Source organism: Streptomyces albus subsp. chlorinus (assembly GCF_013302895.1).
GTDB classification, from domain to species: domain Bacteria; phylum Actinomycetota; class Actinomycetes; order Streptomycetales; family Streptomycetaceae; genus Streptomyces; species Streptomyces chlorinus.
This window is the reverse complement of the sequence record NZ_VJOK01000001.1, coordinates 7,205,492-7,225,516: the sequence shown is the minus strand read 5'-3', so window position 1 is coordinate 7,225,516 and position 20,025 is coordinate 7,205,492. Positions and strand designations below refer to the sequence as shown.

At 69.8% G+C, this 20,025-nt stretch carries 21 protein-coding genes; 8 read left to right on the top strand and 13 right to left on the bottom strand.

Going from position 1 to position 20,025, the window contains the following annotated elements:
- The first annotated feature begins 19 nt into the window (after window positions 1-19).
- From FM076_RS31360 to FM076_RS31345, 4 genes are all read left to right on the top strand, one after another.
- Window positions 20-598 (top strand): TetR/AcrR family transcriptional regulator, encoded by a 579-nt coding sequence (locus tag FM076_RS31360; protein ID WP_173874204.1) that lies wholly within the window; start codon window positions 20-22, stop codon window positions 596-598.
- A gap of 485 nt (window positions 599-1,083) precedes the next feature.
- A complete protein-coding gene (locus FM076_RS31355; protein WP_173874203.1) occupies window positions 1,084-1,620 on the top strand; it encodes a hypothetical protein in 537 nt (178 codons plus the stop codon).
- Window positions 1,621-1,763: 143 nt separating this feature from the next.
- Window positions 1,764-2,021 (top strand): hypothetical protein, encoded by a 258-nt coding sequence (locus tag FM076_RS31350; protein WP_345945360.1) that lies wholly within the window; start codon window positions 1,764-1,766, stop codon window positions 2,019-2,021.
- A gap of 423 nt (window positions 2,022-2,444) precedes the next feature.
- Entirely contained in the window at window positions 2,445-3,080 is a 636-nt protein-coding gene (locus tag FM076_RS31345) for a flavin reductase family protein (RefSeq protein ID WP_173874202.1), read from the top strand.
- Between the two features lie 80 nt (window positions 3,081-3,160).
- Here the strand turns inward: FM076_RS31345 and FM076_RS31340 are convergent, their stop codons facing one another.
- From FM076_RS31340 to FM076_RS31285, 12 genes are all read right to left on the bottom strand, one after another.
- Window positions 3,161-4,510: a replication-associated recombination protein A gene (locus FM076_RS31340; RefSeq protein ID WP_173874201.1), complete on the bottom strand. Its 1,350-nt coding sequence runs from the start codon at window positions 4,508-4,510 to the stop codon at window positions 3,161-3,163.
- A 293-nt stretch (window positions 4,511-4,803) separates the two neighbouring features.
- Window positions 4,804-5,436 (bottom strand): DUF488 domain-containing protein, encoded by a 633-nt coding sequence (locus FM076_RS31335; RefSeq protein ID WP_243274694.1) that lies wholly within the window; start codon window positions 5,434-5,436, stop codon window positions 4,804-4,806.
- A 45-nt stretch (window positions 5,437-5,481) separates the two neighbouring features.
- The gene (locus FM076_RS31330; protein WP_173874200.1) at window positions 5,482-6,498 is read right to left on the bottom strand and encodes a methyltransferase; all 1,017 of its coding nucleotides are present in this window, start codon (window positions 6,496-6,498) and stop codon (window positions 5,482-5,484) included.
- Window positions 6,499-6,773: 275 nt separating this feature from the next.
- Window positions 6,774-7,166 carry a DUF4186 domain-containing protein gene (locus tag FM076_RS31325; RefSeq protein ID WP_173874199.1) on the bottom strand — a complete coding sequence of 131 codons (393 nt, stop codon included), beginning with the start codon at window positions 7,164-7,166 and terminating at the stop codon, window positions 6,774-6,776.
- Between the two features lie 168 nt (window positions 7,167-7,334).
- Complete coding sequence (locus FM076_RS31320) at window positions 7,335-7,826, bottom strand: PhzA/PhzB family protein (RefSeq protein WP_173874198.1); 492 nt, start codon at window positions 7,824-7,826, stop codon at window positions 7,335-7,337.
- A 122-nt stretch (window positions 7,827-7,948) separates the two neighbouring features.
- The gene (locus tag FM076_RS31315; protein ID WP_173874197.1) at window positions 7,949-8,350 is read right to left on the bottom strand and encodes a RidA family protein; all 402 of its coding nucleotides are present in this window, start codon (window positions 8,348-8,350) and stop codon (window positions 7,949-7,951) included.
- An 88-nt stretch (window positions 8,351-8,438) separates the two neighbouring features.
- Window positions 8,439-10,280, bottom strand: a complete 1,842-nt coding sequence (gene asnB / locus FM076_RS31310) for an asparagine synthase (glutamine-hydrolyzing) (RefSeq protein ID WP_173874196.1) — start codon at window positions 10,278-10,280, stop codon at window positions 8,439-8,441.
- 201 nt (window positions 10,281-10,481) lie between these two features.
- Window positions 10,482-10,829 (bottom strand): hypothetical protein, encoded by a 348-nt coding sequence (locus FM076_RS31305; RefSeq protein ID WP_173874195.1) that lies wholly within the window; start codon window positions 10,827-10,829, stop codon window positions 10,482-10,484.
- A complete protein-coding gene (locus FM076_RS31300; protein ID WP_173874194.1) occupies window positions 10,826-12,730 on the bottom strand; it encodes an anthranilate synthase family protein in 1,905 nt (634 codons plus the stop codon). Before FM076_RS31300 ends, FM076_RS31305 begins: the two co-directional genes overlap by 4 nt.
- Window positions 12,727-13,350: an isochorismatase family protein gene (locus tag FM076_RS31295; protein WP_173874193.1), complete on the bottom strand. Its 624-nt coding sequence runs from the start codon at window positions 13,348-13,350 to the stop codon at window positions 12,727-12,729. The genes FM076_RS31300 and FM076_RS31295 overlap by 4 nt, the downstream gene beginning before the upstream one ends.
- The gene (locus FM076_RS31290) at window positions 13,338-14,543 is read right to left on the bottom strand and encodes a 3-deoxy-7-phosphoheptulonate synthase (protein ID WP_173874192.1); all 1,206 of its coding nucleotides are present in this window, start codon (window positions 14,541-14,543) and stop codon (window positions 13,338-13,340) included. Before FM076_RS31290 ends, FM076_RS31295 begins: the two co-directional genes overlap by 13 nt.
- Window positions 14,544-14,772: 229 nt before the next feature.
- Window positions 14,773-15,345, bottom strand: a complete 573-nt coding sequence (locus FM076_RS31285; RefSeq protein ID WP_173874191.1) for a YybH family protein — start codon at window positions 15,343-15,345, stop codon at window positions 14,773-14,775.
- Window positions 15,346-16,115: 770 nt separating this feature from the next.
- Here FM076_RS31285 and FM076_RS31280 point away from each other — a divergent pair.
- The 3 genes from FM076_RS31280 to FM076_RS31270 all read left to right on the top strand — a co-directional run bounded on the left by FM076_RS31280 (window position 16,116) and on the right by FM076_RS31270 (window position 18,103).
- A complete protein-coding gene (locus FM076_RS31280; RefSeq protein ID WP_173874190.1) occupies window positions 16,116-16,643 on the top strand; it encodes a hypothetical protein in 528 nt (175 codons plus the stop codon).
- Between the two features lie 262 nt (window positions 16,644-16,905).
- A complete protein-coding gene (locus tag FM076_RS31275) occupies window positions 16,906-17,724 on the top strand; it encodes an HD domain-containing protein (protein WP_173874189.1) in 819 nt (272 codons plus the stop codon).
- A 79-nt stretch (window positions 17,725-17,803) separates the two neighbouring features.
- A complete protein-coding gene (locus FM076_RS31270) occupies window positions 17,804-18,103 on the top strand; it encodes a hypothetical protein (protein ID WP_345945358.1) in 300 nt (99 codons plus the stop codon).
- A gap of 63 nt (window positions 18,104-18,166) precedes the next feature.
- Here the strand turns inward: FM076_RS31270 and FM076_RS31265 are convergent, their stop codons facing one another.
- Window positions 18,167-18,973 (bottom strand): alpha/beta fold hydrolase, encoded by an 807-nt coding sequence (locus FM076_RS31265; RefSeq protein ID WP_173874187.1) that lies wholly within the window; start codon window positions 18,971-18,973, stop codon window positions 18,167-18,169.
- Window positions 18,974-19,113: 140 nt separating this feature from the next.
- On the opposite strand from FM076_RS31265, the gene FM076_RS31260 reads away from it, so the two are divergent.
- Window positions 19,114-20,010, top strand: a complete 897-nt coding sequence (locus tag FM076_RS31260; protein ID WP_173874186.1) for a helix-turn-helix domain-containing protein — start codon at window positions 19,114-19,116, stop codon at window positions 20,008-20,010.
- Window positions 20,011-20,025 lie beyond the last annotated feature (15 nt).

The following is a 20,025-nucleotide window of genomic DNA, read 5'->3' as shown; positions in this document are numbered from 1 at the left end:
CTGTGATTGACTGGTATTGATGACCAACCAGATGCCGTCTCGCGCCGATCGGCCTCTCCGAGCCGACGCGCGCCGCAACCGGCAGCGCGTCCTGGAGGCCGCGCGCGACGCGTTCGTCGAGGACGGCACCGACGCGCAGATGGAGGACATCGCCCGGCGCGCCGGGGTCGGTGTCGGGACCATCTACCGGCACTTCCCGACCAAGCAGGCGCTGATCGACACGCTGGCGGACCAGTGGCTGGCCGACAGTGCCGCCATCGCGGCCGAAGCGCTGGAGCTGCCCGACGCCTGGGAGGCCCTGAGCGCGTATGTGCGGCGGAGCGCCGAGGACATGATGCGGAACCGCGGGCTGCGCCAGGTCTACGGCGGCCTCGGCAGGCTGTTCGAGAAGGGCACCGGCGGCAGGAACTCGGAGCTGGTCACCAACGTCCGCAGGCTGATCGACAGGTGCCACCAGGCCGGGGTGCTGCGCGCCGATGTGGGTTTCGCCGAGTTCCGGGCACTGATGTACGGGCTCGCGATGGCCACGAGCAACGCCGACACCCTCGGCGCCCAGCAGTTGTACGCCGACGTGATACTCAAGGGCCTCCGCCCCTGACCCCGGCCCCACGCAAGGGCCTCCCCCTCCCCCCGGCGGCGTCAACGGCTCACGGCGGTCTCGCGCTCCGCGGCCGACAGCTTCTCCGGGTTGCGTTCGGCGTAGAGAGCCCCGCGCCGAGGCCGTCCTGGGAGTGCATCGTCATGAAGGGGCAATCGCGCCACCTTGCCGACTTGCTCGGCCGAGCAAGTCGGTGGTGTCGGCGGTTCGTTCGCTTCCTTCTCTCTTGCCCAACCCTTGCCCGTTCACCCCTGGTGCTGCCACACGCAGGACGCCGGGCACCCGCATTTTGTGTCACCCCGCATCCAGTGGCCCACGGCACGTCATCCGCCGCCGAACGGATCGGCCGACGAGGCCCTTGTGCCCGCGCGGGGATCACTCGCCCTTGCCGCCCTAAAGGGGAAACCACCAACCCGCGTCTCGTCGGCCGTCTACTGTACGGACAAGCCGTGCTGACCTTCGCGGCCCACCTGAGGAGGAACCCTGTGTCATCGCCCTACGGCCCCCAGCACGCTCCCGCCGGCGATGTGGGCGCAGCACTCATGATGATCGACTCCCGGCTCAAGAGCGTCCACGCCGGAAAAACCGGGACCGACCCCGAACAGCAGGCGCTCATCGACCAGCTCACGGCGTCGATGGGCCCCGAAGGGGCCAAGGATCTGCTGGACGGAGCCTGCACACTCATCTACATGTTCATGACGTGGCTGCGGAAGGCGCACGAGGACCACGGCAAGGACGTCATCGAGTACGTGGTGCCCAACCTCGTGGCCACGATGCGCATGATGCCCAAGAGTGTCAGCCCTGAGGCCATCCCCATGATGGCGGGCCTGGTCATCGCGGCGGGCACCGGGCTGAGCCCCAACCTGTGGCGCAAGCAGTACGGGGACTGGACGGGAAAGGAGATGAACCCCCTGGAAGTCACCGCCTTCCTCCTCGCCGAGCACATCAACCGCATCACCGACGATCCCGACTTCGCCACCCGCATGGTCACGGAAGCCCTGTCGAGCTGTGACGACGACTGACGTACCGGCTCGCCAAAAAATCCTGGGCCCCTCGTGAACTTTTCCGTCCCGTCGGTGATCGAACTTCTTCGTAAGGTTCCGTTCCCTCCTGTCCGGCAGGGGGTACGGGACACCTGAACGATCCCGCACGTCCTGGTACGTGCGTGCACGAGAGGGACTACATGCGCAAGCTCAAGCGCACAGCAATCGTCGGCGCCGGCCTTCTGGCCTTCTCCGGGCTCGCTGTCGGAGCCGCCCAGGCCGATGTTCCCCGGCCCCCCGGCTTCATGATCGGGGACCAGTACAAGGAGCCCAGCGCGGACGAGTGCATGAAGGACGGCCACTCCTGGCCGATCAAGGAGTTCACCTGCGTCGGTCCCCACGCGGACGGCTCGTGGACCCTCACCATCACCAAGCTCTGAGCACCAGGGGCCGCCCCGTACAGGGGCACTGATCGCTGAGTGAAGGCTGAACGGCGGCTCCCCGCCCCCCTGTTCCGGGGCCGGGGAGCCGCCTTCGTGCTGAGAGGGGACAGCACTACCGCCGGCGCGTGACGCCCGAGGTGGTTGGTCGCGCGGAAAGGGGCGGGTTCGCCAGGCGGAAGGACCCGCACCGCCGGTGGGGGAAGATACGGTGTCATCGTGGCCCGGTACCGGATGCGCCCGACGTCCGGGCAGGCGAACCGCTGCTGCACATCACCGGCTCATACGGCAGTCTCAGCCGACATCGACGCAGATCCCACCCGCCGCCGTCCGGCGCCGCCGGCCTGGAAGGGCCCCGCGCACGGCCCGGCGGCGGAAGGGCCTGGGAAAGGAAGCCCGGTGAGCTGTTTCGACCTTGCCTCCATGGAGGCTCGTCCCCGCGCCAACCTCCTCGCAGCGTTGATAGTCCCCCGGCCCATCGCCTGGGTGACGACGACGAACAGCACCGGACGCACCAACGCCGCACCGTTCTCGTTCTTCAATCTGATGTCCGGCACCCCACCGGTGCTGTGCATCGGTATGGGGGCGCGGGACGGGAGACCGAAGGACTCGGCGCGGAACATCGAGGAGACCGGAGAGTTCGTGGTCAACCTCGTGACCGACGCGTGCGCCCCGCTGATGAACGCCACCGCCATCGATTTCGACGCCGAGGTGGACGAACTGGCCGAGGTCGGAATCGACACGGTGCCCTCGGCGCTGGTCAAACCGCCGCGCGTCGCCGCCAGCCCTGTCGGCCTCGAATGCGCACTCACGCAGATCGTCCCCATCGGTGCCGGGCAGCGCATCATCATCGGGCAGGTGCTGGCCGTGCACGTCGAGGACGAGTACGTGAGAGACGCCGACCGCGGACACATCGACACCGCGTCCCTCGCACCGATCGGCAGGCTGAACGGCGGCTGGTACGCGCGCACGACCAGCCGCTTCCATATGCCCCAGGTGTCGGAGAGCGAGTGGCGGTCCCGGGGCACGGCCACCGCGGGTGACCCGCACGATGACTAGCAGGTGGCCCGCACGACGACCAGGACGGCGCCCGGCGAGACCGGCGTGTGCCGTGGTTCCGTCCGGTGGCGGCGACGCCGCTACCCTCCGCGGACCGTACGGCGGAGCTGGGCGAGGCGCTCGTGCAGGACGCCTTCCGCGCCGTGCCGCGTGGGACGGTAGTAGTCCTTGCCCACCAGGGCGTCCGGCGGGTACTGCTGTTCCAGGACTCCCTCGGGCGTCGCGTGGGGGTAGCGGTAGCCGACGGCGTTCCCCAGCTCCGCGGCGCCCGCGTAGCGGCCGTAGCGCAGATGAGCGGGCACCTCACCGACGGCGCCCGCCCGGACGTCGGCCATGGCCTCGTCGATTCCGGTGATCACCGTGTTCGACTTCGGTGCCAGGGCCAGATGTACGGTGGCCTGCGCCAGGGCGAGGCGGGCCTCGGGCATTCCGATCAGCTGGACCGTCTGGGCCGCGGCGACGGCGGCCTGAAGCGCTGTGGGGTCGGCCAGCCCGACGTCCTCGCTGGCGTGCACCACCAGCCGCCGTGCGACGAACCGCGGGTCCTCCCCGGCAACGAGCATGCGGGCCAGGTAGTGCAGCGCGGCGTCGGGGTCGGAGCCACGGATCGCTTTGATGAACGCGCTGATGACGTCGTAGTGCTGGTCCCCCTGCCGGTCGTAGCGCACGGTGGCCTCGGCGACGGCCCGCTCCACCGCCGGCACGTCGATCACCGTACCGCCCGTGTCAGCCACTCCGTCGGCGCTCGCCTCCAGCGCGGTCAGCGCGCTGCGGGCGTCTCCGGCGGCGAGGCGGACCAAGGCGTCCTCGGCCTCGGCCGAGAGCGAGACCGCACTGCCGAGGCCGCGCGGATCCGTCACGGCCCGCCGCAGCAGCTCGCGGACCTCGTCCTCGTTCAGCGACGTGAGCTGCAACACCAGCAACCGCGACAGCAGCGGCGAGACCACCGAGAACGACGGGTTCTCCGTGGTGGCGGCGACAAGCAGCACAAGCCTGTCCTCGACGGCCCCGAGCAGCGCGTCCTGCTGGGTCCTGGAGAAGCGGTGCACCTCGTCGATGAACAGCACGGTCTGCCGGTGCTGACGATCGCGGCGACGACGCGCGTCGTTGATCACCTCGCGCAGCTCCTTGACGCCGCTGGAGAGCGCCGAGAGGGCGACGATGTGCCTGGTGTCGACGGCGGCGAGCAGGCGCGCGAGCGTGGTCTTGCCGGTGCCGGGCGGGCCGTGGAGCAGGACCGACGCCGCGTCCCCGCCCTCCACCAGCCGACGCAGCGGCGCGCCCGGCCGCAGCAGGTGCGCCTGCCCGACCACCTCGTCGAGGGTGCGCGGCCGCATCCGCACCGCTAACGGCGCGTCGGCCCGCACGGGTTCCGCGGGCGGGGTGCCGGTCGCCGGCAGTGTGAACAGCCCCTCCTCCTCGGCGGCCATCAGTCCGCCCTGCCTTCGGTACGGAGCACGGCTCGGTGCCGGCGTCCTTCGCGGGTCCGAGGATCCCGGTCGCCTCGGCCCGGTGCGGAGGCCACGGCCGGCCGGGCCTCACGGCGACCGGTGGGGGATGTTCTGCTGGGCACGCGCCGTACCCTTTCCGCTATGGGTCGGTAACTCATGAAACGACCCTACGTCCGCCGCCCTCCGGCAGTCGGCGGATCGCGCGCTTCCGCGGGGTCTTGCCACCGGGGCCGCTGTCGGCGGTCGCGACGCGCCGCCCGGCAGCGGCCCGCTCATGGCAACGGGCGGAGGTGCTCGATCGTGATGTCGTAGCGCTCGCTGAGCCGCTGGGCGACCAGCGACCGGTGGCAGGCCTCGGGGTCGCGCTCGACGCAGAACAGCGCGGCGGTCCCGCTGCTCGGCAGCGCCGACACGATCGGCTCCAGGTCCACGGGATCGAGGATCTCGCTCGTATAGCGGCGGGTGTACTCGGCGGCCAACTCGCGGCGCGAGCGTTTGCCGACGCCGAGGCGGTCGTCCTCCGCGTACTGGAGCTGACGTAAATCGGTGGTCGGAGCGAGTTCGCGGTGGTGCTCGTAGGCGATTCCGGCCTCGTCGAGGGCCGCCTGCAGCCGGCGCGAGTTCGCCCACGCGTATTCGGGTCCGCGGACACCGCGGCGCTGACGTATGTCGAGCAGCAGGCGGACGTCCGCCTGTCGCAGTCGTTGCAGATAGGACTCACCGTCGAAGCCATAGACGCCGATCGTTGCCAACTTGAGCACCGCAGATCTCCCGTCCGCTGGTTGTTCGTGCCCGCCTGACGATGCTGGGCTGCCGCCGTCAGCCATGACGGCGGCCAGATCCGTGCCGTGCGCGGTGGTCCCGCCGGCTCGGCCGGCGGGGTCGTTCGCGGCTGTGATGAGCATGCCGGCCTCCATCGGTGAACGCGGGCGCCCGGGAACGTCCCTGTGTCACGACGGGAGGCGTGGCGCCGCGATGAGGGCGGTTGTTTCCATGGGTAGCTCGGTGGTCCGCGAAACGTCCAGGCCGGCCGTGTTCAGGAGCGCCGTGATCCGGCTCAGGGTGCGGTGCTCGCCGCCGGTGGTCATCAGAAGGTGGAGGTCCCACAGGGCGGGCAGCACAGTGGGGTTCTCGTCCTCGACGAAGCGATCGAGTATCAGCAACCGCGATGTGGAGTCCGCCATGGCGCGGCGGCAGTTCTCGAAGACCTGGACGACCGCGTCGTCGTCCCAGCCCGCCAGCACCCGGCAGAGGATGTAGACGTCCCCGCCCGCCGGGACGTCCTCGAACATGTCGCCTCCGACCAGTTGGACGCGCTCCAGTCCGACGGTGGCCGCCAGGTGCTCTCGTGCCTTGGGCATCATGTGCGCACGGTCGAGGAGCGTTCCCCTGGCGTCCGGTACGGCGCCGAGGATCGTGGCGAGCAGGTGCCCTCCGCCTCCGCCGACATCCACGATCATCTTGCCGCTGGAGAAGTCGAAGACCTCGGGCACCTGGTGGAAAAACATGTTCCCGGCGTTCATGGCGTGCTGGAACCGCCTGGCGGTGGCCGCGTCCTGACCGAGATACTCGTAGAACGGCTCACCGAAAGCGGCTTCGAACCCCGAGCTTGCCGTGCTGATGGCCTGATGGGCGTACCCCCAGGCGGAGTAGAACTCCTCACCGTAGAGCAGGCACATGTCGCGCAGGGACTGGGGCCGGTCGAGCAGTACTGCGCTGATCCGGGTGTTCCGGTAGCCGGTGGACTCGCTTCCCTCGAACACGCCCATGGCCACCAGCAGGCGCAGCAGGCGGTGCACTCCCCTCTCGTCCGCCCCGGTCGCGGCGGCCAGTTCGCCGCTGGTGGTCCGGCCCGCCTCGATGTGGTCCGGCAGTCCGAGCTTGACCGCGGTGTAGAGGGCCTGCGCCCGCCATCCACCGGTGATGATGTCGACCACACCTCGTGTGGCCTGCACGTCCTCCGTCATTGGGACCTCCCCATCCCCGACTTCCCAACCGCCTGCCGGTCGGCCCACTCCGCCGCTGCTTCCACCGCGGCGTCATCGCGCTCTGCGAGACGGCTTACCCTCATCGCTCCGTCACGACGCGGCCGTCGCCCGTGAGCGAGGCACCGGAGCAGCGTGCGCGTGAGCGCCCGGTACCCGAAGACCTTCCGGTGTGCAGCGGCACATCGAACAGCCCACCTCGCGCCGGGAGACCGTCGCTCTTCGCCCGCCAGCCGGCCGCTGCGCCCCCGGCCTGGTCATGGCGGCGGGCGGTGAGGGGCGTACTGCCTCGCGATCCACCGGCAGATCGCCTCGACGACGTAGGCACGCTCGGCGTCGTCGAGTTCATGCCCGGCGGCGATGCCGTGCCACCGCGCGAGGCAGGTGCGGCAGCACGTCGCCGTGGCGTGCTGGGCGACGAAGACGGGATGCCCGCGGTAGGGCGTCTGACGCCCGTCGTTGTGCGGTTCGGCCGGGGCCAGCCGACGGCCGATCAGGTCCTGGGCGTGCTTGCGGACCGTCGTGATCCCGCGCAGGTCGACCACCGCGCGGTCCCTTCCGTACAGCCGGAACTTCGCGCGGAAGGGGTGCCGCCCGATCCGGTCCAGCCTGTCGTCCAGCTCGTCCCTGTCGTCGGACTCGTGCGTCATCGGTTCCGGGTTCCTCCGAAAGCATGGGTGCCGTGGTCTCGGACAGCGCGGACCCGGCCACGGGCCCGGAAAACATTCCGACCCGGGTCGCGTGCCGGGCGGGCGGCAACGCGACCCGGTGGCCTCGACGGTGCGCTCGCGACCGCGTCGGCTGATGAGTTGAGGCCCCTACGTGGGTATTCCGCCACGCTTGATCTTCGGCACCTCGATACTCAGGGCGCGCAGCTGCTGGAAGGGGTTCATGAATTCGCGGTTCTGCTTGATCTTCCCGTTTTCGAGCAGGAAGGAGTGTATGAAGTGGTTCTCATAGTACCCGGGCGGGTAGTCCGGGTACCGGATTTCCCCCCTCCCGTCGCACTCGACCCAGAACCTGTTGGGATCCTGCGTCTCGAAGATCTCCACGTTGATCCATTCCCAGTCCGGGAACATGCGCAACGACCACTCGCCGTGCGCCTTGAGCTTCTCGTGCCCCTGCGAGACGACCGGTTCGCCGGTGTCGGTCGTGTACAGGCCGGCGCTGCCGTCCTCGGTGAAGAGCAGATACCGCGTCAAGCGGTTCTCGCCCTTCCGGCTCATGTAGTCCGCGACGACCTCACGGTGCCGGCGGCGGAGTTCGGCGTCGGTGCCGAACCCCTCGGACGGCGTATCGGTGCCTGCCATCTCGAATCCCCTTCCTCCATGGTGACGCTCTGGTTGCGGCCTGCCCTCGGTGCCGTGGCGCCCCTGCCCTGCGCCGCTGCCCGTGGCCGGGACGGTCCCCGAACGCGGGCAGCGGCACGGTGTCAGGAGCGCGTGGCGACTGCTTCGACCTCGAACAGAATGTCGGGCATGGCCAGGCCGGCGACCCCGATGACGGTCTGCGTGGGCGGCTTCTCGGCGCCGCCGCTCGCCACCGCCTGGCCGATCGCCCCGAGCTTGTCGACGTCGGGGTCCACCACATACGTCCTGAGCTGGACGACGTCGGTCAGGTCGAGCCCGTGGGCCGCAAGGGCCGTGCGCAGATTGCTGAACGCCTGCCGCACCTGCTCGTTGAAGTCCTTCGAGACAACCATTCCGTCCGGCCCCGACCCGTACTGACCGGACACGAAAACCAGCTCCGTGCCGGACGGGACCTTGGCGGTGTGGCTGTAGCCGAACGGGCCCGGGTCGTGCAGACCGTCTGGATTGACGATCGTGTGCGGCATATGGATTTCCTCTCTTCAGGGCGTGGTTTCACCTGTTCCGGCGAACAGCCGGCGGCAGGGCTTTGTGGTCCCGGCTGCACGGGAGTCGTCAGTGCAGCCGGAGCTCGGGGCGGTAGATGTCCAGCCAGGTGCTCAGATCGAGTACGCGCTCCATGCCGTTGCGGACGTCTATGGGCATCGTGCCCGGGTCGTGCTGCGTGATCTCTCCCAGCCAACCGCGGTCGACCAGTTCGAAGACCGGATCGTCGGTCGCGACCAGTTCCTTGCACTGCTGCAGCAGAGCATCGGTGTAGAGCGGATCAAGGGTGGCCGGGTAGGGAGCCTTCGCCCGTTTCAGCACCGAGGGCGGGAGCAGATCCGCGGTCGCGGCGCGCAGCAGGCTCTTCTCCCTTCCGTCGAACGCTTTCATCGACCAGGGGGTGTTGTAGACGTACTCGACGAGCCGGTGGTCGCAGAAAGGGACCCGGACCTCCAGCCCGACAGCCATGCTGATGCGGTCCTTGCGCTCCAGGAGCATGCGGACGAAGCGGGTCAGGTGCAGGTAGCAGATCACCCGCATCCGCATCTCGTGGTCCGTCTCACCCTCGCCCCGCCCGACCTCCAAGACAGCGTCGGCGTACCGGTCGCGGATGTAGGAGGGAAGGTCGAGGGCGGCGGTGATATCGGCGTTGAACCGGTCGGACACCTGGGCCCGCGCACCGCTGACGAACACGGCCATCCAGGGAAAAGTGTCCGCGGCCCGCGCCTCCGGCTGGTGGAACCAGCTGTACCCGCCGAAGACCTCGTCGGCGGACTCCCCGGACAGGGCGACGGTGGAGTGCTCACGGATGGCCTGGAACAGCAAGTACAGCGAAGCGTCCATGTCACCGAGGCTGAGCGGGCTGTCCCGCGCGGTGATGACCGCACGGCGCACCGCCGGGTCCGCGAGCGCGGCATGGTTGAGCACGATGGCCTCGTGCCGCGAACCGACGTGTGCGGCCACCTCGCGCGCGTAGGGACCGTCCGAGGTGGGGCGCAGGTCGTCGGCGACGAAGTCGTCGTCCCGCCCCACGAAATCCACCGCGAAGCTGCGCACCCGCTCACCTCGCTCGCGGAGCCGGGCGGCGGCCAGGGCGGTGATCGCACTGGAGTCCAGACCGCCGGAGAGCAGGGTGCAGCGTGGTACGTCGGAGACCAGCTGACGGTCCACCACGTCCTCGAGCAGCGTGCGCACGGTGGCGATGGTGGTCTGCCGGTCATCGGTGTGGGCGCGGGTCGGCAGAGTCCAGTAGCGGCGCTCGCGCAGGCCGCCGCGGTCGACGGTGACCACCCCGCCCGGTACCACCTCGCGCATCCCGCACCACACCACGGCCCCCGGCGTCTGCGTGAAGCTGACCAGTTCACGCAGTCCGTCGAGATCGACCGCGCGGTCCGCCAGTGAGTGGGCGAGGATCGCCTTCGGTTCGGAACCGAACAGTACCCCGTCATCCGTACCGGAGAAATAGAGCGGCTTGACGCCCAACCGGTCGCGGATCATCACGAGTTTCTCGGCCCTGGCATCCCAGACGGCGAAGGCGAACATCCCGTTGAGCCGTTCGGCGACCGCCTCCTCCCACTCCAGGTAGCCGTGGAGCACCACCTCGGTATCGCTCTGGGTACGGAACCGGTGGCCTCGGCTGCGCAACTCACCGCGGAGTTCGGCGAAGTTGTAGACCTCTCCGCTGTAGGTGATCGTCACCGCACCGTCGTCGGAGTGCACCTCCATGGGCTGGCTGCCGCCCTCGATGTCGATGACCGCCAGTCTTCGGTGGCCGAGCGCCGCGTGCCGGTCGAGCCGGATGCCCTCGGCGTCCGGTCCCCGGCAGGCCATGGTCGCCGCCATCGCGTCCAGGTCCGCGCGGTGCCGGGTCAGATCCCGATCGAAGGAGACCCAGCCTGCGATTCCACACATCGGTTTGCCTTCTTCCTCTGAAGGGCACTGCTGCCCGGACCGGACTGCCGAAAGTGGTGCGCTCCGGTGTGGTCGGCGCCGGCACGCCCGGCTCGCGGACCGGGCTCGCGGCCGCGCTGCCGAACCAGGTCCTGGGCGGGCTCATCGGCCCGGCGGGCGGGGTGGAGATCTCGTCGGCCACCGGCGAGCCGGCCGACGCGCTCACGACGACTCCTCCGCCGGTTCGAAGGCCAGGCCGTGGTCGGCCGGCCGCCCCGGGTGGACACCCTCGACGATGGCCTCGACGTCGGTCACCATGCGGTGGGTCGGCGGGTATCCGATGAGTTCGGCGGCCCGGTTCGGCGGCATCGGTGCCGTCAGGTCGGCTGTGGACTCCCACAGCATCACCGCGCCCCACCGGTTGTTCCGCCGGTCGGATATCCAGAACTTCAGCCGCAGCCCCTCGACCTGTTCCCACAGCTCCACGCCCTCTTCGCGCAGGTGGTCACGGAGGGAGCCGATGGTCTGCTCGGATCCGGACAGGTCCCACCAGGAGATGGTGGCTCTCATGCGTTCAGTGCCTCCTCGGTCTCCGTCAGCGGCGCCAGCAGCTCTTCCAGGAGGCGCTCCCCGTCCTGGGTGAGCACCGATTCGAGGTGGAACTGCACCGAGCTGAAGTGCGGACCGCGCAGGGCGTGCACCTCTCCCGTGCCGGCGTCCCGGCTGACCCGCACCGTGCCGACACCGGGGCACTCCAGCTCCCCGGCTCCCCCATAGGCCACGTAGGAGTTGTAGAAGCCCACCCGTTCCCGCGCGCCGAACAGGTCGATCTCGCGCTGGGTGCCCTGGTTCGGGACCTCCCGGCGCCGCAGCCCGAGCCCGAGGTGCCGGCAGAGCAGCTGATGGCTCAGGCACACGGCCAGAAAGGGGGTGCGCGCCGACAAGAGGTGCTCGATCGCCGAGGCGAGGTGGGCCATCCGGGGGTGCCCGGTCTCCCGGGGGTCGCCGGGGCCGGGTCCCAGGACGACCAGATCGTGGTCGTCGAAGCGGTGGGGCCCGTCGAACCGGCCCAGCTGCACCGTCAGCCCGATGGCCCGCAGCTGGTGGACTAGCATCGAGCTGAAGGTGTCCTCGGCGTCGACGACGAGCGCCCGGCGGCCCGCCAGCGCCGGCCGCGGCTGGATCCGGGAGTCGGCGTCGCTGAGCCAGAAGCTCGCGAGCGTCGAGTTGCGCCTCCCCAGGGCTTCCCGGATCTCGGGATTCCCATCGAGCCGCTCGTCGGCCCCCAGTGCCGCGATGAGCCCCGCGGCCTTCGTGCGGGTTTCCGCGACCTCGGAGGCTGGGTCGGAGTGCCGGACCAGGGTGGCGCCCACTCCGACCTCGACGCGACCGGTGTCGTCACAGTCCGAGGCGGTGATGTCGGCGGTGCGGATGAGGATGGCGGAATCCAGGGTGCGCGTGCCGTCGGCCTCACGGCCGATGAGGGCCGCGACGCCCCCGTAGTAGCCGCGGCCACGGGGCTCGTAGCGGGCGATGACCCGGCAGGCGTTCTCCAGCGGGCTGCCGGTCACCGTGGGAGCGAACAGCGTCTCCCGCAGTATGTCCCGGGGATCGAGAGCACTGCGCCCCTCGATGACGTACTCGGTGTGCGCGAGGTGGGCCATCTCCCGCAGGAACGGCCCCACCACCCGGCCACCGCCCTGACAGACCCGGGCCATCATCTTCAGTTCCTCGTCCAGGACCATGTACAACTCGTCGGTCTCTTTGCCGTCCGTGAGGAAGTCCATGACCTCCGAGAGGACGGGGCCTGTCGGGGGGTAGCGGTAGGTGCCGCTGATCGGGGTCATCGCCGCGACACCGTCCCGCAGGCTGACGTGGCGCTCGGGCGTGGCGCCGACGAAGGTCCGGGTGCCGGTGTGTACGAGAAAGGTCCAGTAGGCGCCGGTCTCCCGGGTGAGCAGCCGGCGGAACAGGCTCAGCGCGCTGCGCGTGGAGTAACCGGTGATGGTGGTGACGAACGAGCGCTTGATGACGAAGTTCGAGCCCTCCCCGGTACCGATCTCGTTGTCGAGCACGGCACGCACGATGTCGGCGTAGGCGTCGTCATCGATGTCGAAACGGCCGCCGGTCAGGGCGATCGGCTCGTCCGGCAGCCGGCTCAGCGCTTCGGACCTGGCGATCTTCTGCTGCTCGGCCACCGACATCGCGAGCAGCGGTGAACCGTCCGCGGCGGCGGCGAAGCCCCGCTCGGTGATCTGCTGGTGCGGCACCAGGACCAGCGTCTCCTGCCGGGCCTCACCGGGCCGCCCGGTGCCGTCCGCCGACGGGATGTCCGCGAGCCGGGCCGGGGCGCTGACCCGGCCCAGCAGGACCTCCAGCCGGTCCGGGCCGAGGGTTTCGGGCCGGTGCAGCAGGGCGAAGGCGCCCGGATCCCCTCCCAGCACGCGGTCGAGCAGCTGCGGCGAGTTCATCCGAAGACCTCCTCGGTGCTGGTGACCACCGAGCAGCGAGCGGCCGCGTAGTCGAGAGCCAGCCGGTGGTAAGCGGCGGAGAAGTCACCGACGGCGTCGGCGACCAGGAACGACTCGATGTCGTTGGTGAACGCGTCGAGGGCGGTGGCCAGGACACCGACGTGCCCGTACACCCCGCAGACGATCAACTGGTCGCGGCCCTGGTCGCGCATCCGCGCCAGCAGGTCGGAGCGGAAGAACGCGCTGTAGCGCCACTTGGTGAGCACACGGTCCGCCGGCCGGGGTGCGAGCTCCGGGACGATCAGACGGTCGAGCGGGTCCACCGTCATGCCCGGGCCCCAGATGTCCTTCAGCAGGCCGCGCTCCTGTTCCGTCATGCCACCGGGTTGCGCGGTGTAGAACACCGGGATCTGCAGCGCGGCGCAGCGCTCCCGCAGCAGCGCGCAGTGGCGCACCAGCGGGTCTCGTACCGACGAGGCGAACGGCGCGAGGAAGTACCGTTGCATGTCGTGGACGAGCAGCACAGCGCGGCGCGGGTCGAGGGACCACCGCGCGGTGCTGGTGGGCAGCTCGTCTCGTGTCGGCAGGGGGTAGGCGGGGATCGGCGCTATGCCCGGCACGGTTCTCCCTCGGCCTGGTTGGTCAGCTGGGTCCGCCAGGCCGAGACCACGGATACGGCCTGGCGGAGGTTGAGCCTCGGATCGCACAGCGTCGTGTAGTTCTCCCCGATCCGGTGGGTGCCGCGGTGGGCGTCGACGCATTCGGTCACGTCATCGGGGGTCGCCTCCAGGTGGATTCCGCCCGGCGTGCCACCGGCCGAGCGGACGGCGGCCTGGAACGCCACCACCTCCCGGACGATCGTCTCCACCACCCGTGTCTTGCGCCCCTCGGCAGTGGTCACGGTGTTGGCGTGCATCGGATCGACCAGCCAGATCACCGGGTGCCCGGCGGCGCGCACGGCCCGGACCAACGGCGGCAGCAGATCCATGGTCGCGTCGGCACCCATGCGCGCGATCAGGGTGAGCCGGCCCGGTTCCCGTTCGGGGTCGAGCCGCGCGCACAGCCCGAGCGCTTCCGCGACCGTCGTACGCGGCCCGACCTTGCACGCGACCGGGTTCACCACGTCGGCCAGCAGCGCCACGTGGGCCCCTTCGAGCTGACGGGTACGCTCGCCGATCCACGGCCAGTGGGTCGAGGTGAGCGCGGCGCGGCCCTGCCGGTCCCGGCGCAGCATCGGGATCTCGTAGTCGAGCAGCAGGGCCTCATGACTGGTCCACACGGCCGGCTCGGCACGCGCTCGCGAGGTCGGACCGAGGTGGGCCATGAGCCGGCTCGCCGCCCGGTAGCCCGCCAGCAGACGTCGGGGGTCGGGCCGCCGTGCTTCCGGGTCCGGCTCCGGTCCGTTCACCATGTGGCCCCGGTACACCGGGAGTTCGACGCCGCCGACCCACTCGGTGCGCGCCGAACGGGGCTTGGCGTACTGGCCCGCGATCCGGCCCACCCGCACCACCGGACGACGAGCGAGCGCGCCCATGACGTCGGCGAGCACGTTGAGGAGCCCCACCTTCCGCTCCACGTCACCCGCGGTGCATTCCGCGGGGTCCTCCGCGCAGTCACCCGCCTGCACCACCTGCGCCTGCCCGGTGGCGACGCCGGCGAGCAACTCCCTGAGTCTCCTCAGCGATTCGGTGTCCACCAGTGGAGGAAGGCCCGCCAGCACATCCCGGACCTGCCGGACCTGTGCCGGGTTCTCCCACTCGGGCTGCTGCCGCGCAACCGGGGCCTGCGGAACTTCGAGCGAGGTGACGTTCACGTCTTCTCCCAACCTCGGACGTGTCGGCAGCTTGGCTTTCCGGGAATTGTGAGCGCCAGGAATTCCCGGTGGAAGGGCGGTGGAGTGGGCAGGCGGGCGCGGGCCTGCATGCTGGAGTACGAGCACAGCGGAATACCCCGGAGAACGCAGGGGAATTCCCCGCCGATATGACCGGCTCACCGAGAAGCGGGCCGAGGACGAAGACGACGTTTCCGCCGGCAGGACCGGGTCAGTGGTGCGGCGGGTACGGGTTGTCCTGGAGGTACAGCCACGTGCCGTCCGGCTGCTGGCGCACGATGTCGCAGAAATTGCCGGTGAAGCTCTCGCGGGTGCCGTCCGGCCTGTTCTGCTCCAGCGTGTAGTCGCCCATTATGGACGCGGTCCGGCCACGTATCTTTCCGCGCTTCCCGCCCGCCTCCACGGTTTGGCGGGGGTTGACGGTGAGCACCGGGTCCGACTTGAACCACTCGACGTACATCTCGCGGATGCCCTTGTGGCCCCGGGCGATCGACCCGTCGTATTCGACAACAGCGGCGTCGGGTTCGTGGAGAGCGATGATCCCGTCCAGGTCCTTGGCCTTGATCCGCTCGCCCAGCAACCGCAGCAGCTCGGCGGGGGATTCCGCCCCGGTCCGCTTGCCGTTGCTGGTCGCCGGGGCCGTGGCAGCGGTCGATGTGCTGGTGGCCGACGAGGCGTTCGCCGTGTCGGCCTGGACGGAAATGGCCGACGCGCCGACGAAGCTCCCGGCCGTCAGCAGAATGGCTATACCAGCGATCGGCAGTGTGCGCTTGGCTGTCTTCATGTCATCTCCCCCAAACTGGAGATGGCAAGCAGGTGAATACGACACATCTGCGGCCTTGGATCCTCGGCCCGCCGTCGACGGAATACTGAATTCCGCCTACTGGCGGGGTCGGCCCCCCGGATCCGCCCTTCTGCGGAATACTGAATTCCGTCCGTGGGCGGGTACGGCGCCACTGCCCCCCGTTTGCCATCCTGTCCCCGTGATGGCAGACATACAACAGTTCAAAACTGAGGCTTGTCAAGCGATAAAAATGCAGGGGGTGTCGCATATTCGCCTCTCCGATCGCACCCCGGTGCACCTTTACGACAGCCACAACTCTTGATCCTTAAGCGTTCAAGCTGGTCAGCGATGCGCCACCCTTGACAGGGGCACGACTACTGTGACCGCACACGCTTTTCCGGGACGAGTTGTGCCGGGCTTCGTGTTGCCGGTGGTGCAAGTGGTGCCAGAGTTACGGCTGTAGCGGAAGGAAAAAACGCCGCAAGGTGACGGGGGCCCGGTCGTCGTGGTCGGCGAGGAATGGGTGCGCCCGAGGTGTGGTACGGGCACGACGAATTCCGAGGTCGTGTGGTGGGGGCCGGTCTTCGTCCGTCCGCCCGAGCCATTCATCACGCCACGCGGAGCCAGGAAGGCCACGTAGGGGGCCAGGGAGGCCACGTAGGGGCAAGGAAGCGGGAACTCCCCCGCTCCGACGTGCGTTGCGGAAGGTGACCGGATCGTTCGACATGTGATACGGCGGCGTCCACGCTGTCGGGAGAAGTGAGTAGCCCATGGCCATGGTGGGCCTTTTCTGGATCGCCGAGGGTGACGTGTACGTGGGCGCGAAGCCGTCCGGTCTGGCTCCGGGGGTACGCCTCTCCCCGGACGGCGTGGTGGCACTCGGCGACAAGCAGTCCGGCCGGTTTCCGTGGGAGGACGTGCGCACGCTGACCGTGGCGGACGTCCCCGTGAAGACCCTGAAGCGGCAGGTGGGCGTCGCCACGGAGCTGGCTCTGGACACGGTGGTGAACATGGTCATGCCCACGAGCCCGAGCCGGCTGGGGGACGCACCGGCGATGCTGACGATAGGCGTGGAGACGCGGGAAGGCGACCACGAGTTGTCGGCCTACGCGGCGGCGGCCGTCGGCTACTCCCCCGCGGAACTCGACCTGTCCCGCGCCCTCCTGTCCCGCCTGACGAAGGGCCGCCAAGAAGCGGCCACGACGCTTGCCGCGATGGCGGAGTGGGGCCGCACATGGGAGGGCGGCTCGCCTGGGGGGACGGAGCGGGAGAGCCTGCTGCGCAAGTGGGTGGGCTGAGTCCCCGGTCGCCATCGGAGCGAGACGCCGGCTGGGCGCGGTGAGACGCGGTTCCGCAACAGCCCCGTCCGCCCCCTGCCATGTCCTGCGGCGACGCCCGGGACCCCTCCCCGCTCGGTGACCGCCCCGGCCCGCACAGCAGGCCCTCAACCCCTGGCAGAAATCAGAGGTTTACCGGCATTTTCGCCTCTGTTGGGCGCTATAGCCCTGTTCATAGGCTCCTGGTACCAACCGCTCAGCAGCCGACGAGAGGGCAGTATCCGTGTTCGACAAAGGAAACGAGCCGAAAAACGTCACCCGGCGCACGGCACTGGAGCGTGGCGTGGGCGTCGCCGCGCTCGGTGCGGCCTCCGCGTTCGCCGGCGTGGTATCCAATGCGCCCGCGGCTTCGGCCGCCGCCCGCACGCCGCGCGGCAACGCTTCGACGGCGCGCACCGAGGCGCTCCCCCGGGAGGTGGCTGGAATCCGTATTCCCAGGAGCGAAGTAGCGCAGAAGGCGGCGGCGTTCGCCCGGGAAGAATCCTCTGTGACGCTCTTCAACCACGTCATGCGGACCTACCTTTTCGGCTGCGTGATGTTCGATCAGCGCGGTGTCCACTACGACCGGGAAGTCGCCTTCGTCGCGGCAGTCCTGCACGACCTCGGGCTGGTCGAGAAGTACCGGTCACCGAGTGAGCGCTTCGAGCTGGACGGTGCCGACGTCGCACAGCGGTTCCTGCGGAAGCAGCGCATGCCGGCCGAACGCGTCGAGGTCGTCTGGGACGCGATCGCCCTGCACACCAATCTCCCCATAGCGCTGCGGAAGAGGCCGGAGATCGCCATGATCTCCGTCGGCTCCGGGCTCGACTTCACCGGGAACGAGCTGCGGAAGGTCCCCTCCGAGGTCCTCGAGGACATCCTTGACGCCTTCCCCCGGGAAGGTTTCAAGAAGAACGCGGTCGACACCATGGTGTCGCTGTGCCGCACCAAGCCCACGTCGGTACTCATGCACCCCTTCGCCGAGGTCGGCCGCCGTCACCTTCCCGGCTTCGCCGTGCCCACCGTGGAAGACCTGCTGCTCGCCGCTCCTTTCGACGAGTGACAGGACTGCTGATCGGGGGGCCCGCTCTCCGGAGCGGGCCCCCTGCCTGAACGACCGGTCGCGGGTTGACCGCTCCTCCGTGCGTCAGAATGAGGGAGGGAGCTACTGCGAGGGGGCCGCGATGACCGACGACGCCAGGGATTCCCCGGCCTCCCTTTACGGGCCCGTCTCCCTCACGCTCGGCCTCATCTCCCTGATCGGCCTCGCGGTCGGCTTCGCCGGCCTGGCGTTCACGGTGCTGAGCGGTGGTCTCGCCGCCACCTTCGGCGTCCTGGGTCTCCGCGGTCGCGTCCGCCGCGTCCAGTGCGCCATCGGCCTGGCCACCGGCGGCATCACCGTGCTGGTGCTGATCACGCTCCTGTTTCTCTGGTCCCTCTGACACCCCGCCGTGTGACGGCTCCGCTGCCGCAACCGGGGAGCCGCCGCACGGAGGCTGACGGGGTCAGTGCTGGAGGGAGATCAGGAACTCCCCGAGGGCGGAGGCGACAGCGGCGGGGGCTTCGACGGGGAGCAGGTGACCGGCGGCCGGGACGGTGGTCAGGGTCGCGTGCGGGATGTGCGGCAGGAGGCATGCGCGCAGGACATGGGGAGGTTCCACCACATCGTTCTCCGCGCCGAGCACGCTCACCGGGACCTCGATGTCCCGTACGGCGGAGGTGATGTCCTGGGCGATCCCTCGCAGCGGCCACTCCTGCCGGGCTTCGGCACCGGCGGCAAGGCTGTCGCGCACCGCGGTGCTCCGTACCGCCTCGGGCAGCGACGTGGCGGCGAGAACGTGGTCGAGGGCGTACCGCACCGTCTCGGACGAGTCGTACGCGTGGGACAGGTTCTGCTGGTATGCGTCGGTCACCGTGGCGGGCGGCCGCGGTGGGCCGGGCGCGACGAGCACCAGACCGGCGAGGCCCGCCGGACGGCGGGCCGCCACGAGTTGGCTCACCTTGCCGCCCATCGAGTGGCCGACGAGGACGAACGGCCCCGGTACACACGCGTCGACCACACGGGCCAGGTCGTCGGCGAGCTGGTCGAGGTGGTAGGGGCCGGGCAGCGCACGGGAGGTTCCCCAGCCGCGCTGATCGAAGCGGACCGTCGCCTGCTCGGATGGCAGGTGGTCGATCACGCCTGTCCAGGTGTCGGCGGAGCCGCCCCAGTAGTGGACGAACACCAGTGCCGGGCCGGTGCGCCCGCCGACCCGTACGTCCAGGGTTCCTCCCGTCAGGGGCACCGGTATTGTTGTTTCCGTCATCGTCATACCTTTCACCTCGACCGTGCGAGCACCACGCGCCCGGGGCTGCCACGGTCTCGTACGGATCGCCTGACCTGTCTGTAAGGCGTACTGCCGACCGTATGGGAGGCACGGTTCCCGCAGCGGTGGAAAGGAGCCCGTTCATTGTGGAAAGCGGACACAGTGGTGTGCGGCAGCTACGCTACCTGCCTGCCGTCGGCTCACCGTACGGTGTGGAGGTCATGGACCTCGCCGCGCTGCGTTCCATGGACGCCCGCCGCCGTCGCGCACTCCCGCAGCGCCCCGACTTCCACGTGCTCGCCCTGATCGGCTCCGGAACCGGCTCGCACGAGGCGGATTTCTCCGGCTACCGGCTGGGGGCGGGCAGTGCCGTGTGGATCCGGCCGGGCATGGTGCACCGCTGGAGCGACATCGACGCCTGCGACGGCCCGCTGGTGCTCTTCCGGCCCGGTTTCCTCCCCGGTTTCTCAGCGGAAGAGGCAACCGCTCCGGCGTGCTGGCATATGGACGATCAGCGTCTGGAACTCGCTCTGCTGGCAGCCGAGCACCTGGCGCGCGAGCACAGAGCCGCCGTGCGCGCGCCGAGTCCGGCCTCTCCCGCGCTGCTGTCCCACCTGCTGGCCGCGCTGTTGCTGCGCGCACTCCCCGACACCCCCGCCCCAACCGACGCCGCCCGTGCCGGGAGAGGGGCCACCGAGGTGTTCCGCGCCTATCGGGACGCCGTGGAGGAGCACTTCGCCACCTGGCACCGCGTGGCCGACTACGCGCGGACGCTGGGGTACGACGTACGCACTCTCACCCGGGCGACGCGTGCCGCCGCCGGCACGGGTGCCAAGACCTTCCTGGACCAGCGCATCCTGCTGGAAGCCAAGAGGCTGCTCGCCCACACCGACCTCCCGGTCACCGCCTGCGCCCGGCGCCTCGGCTTCCGGGACCTCGGCAACTTCACCACGTTCTTCCGGCGCCAGGCCGGCACGCCTCCCGCCGCCTGGCGCGCCGCGTACGGTGGCGCGTACGGCGCGGCCGGCGCCGAGGGAACCTGAAACCTCCCCCGACAC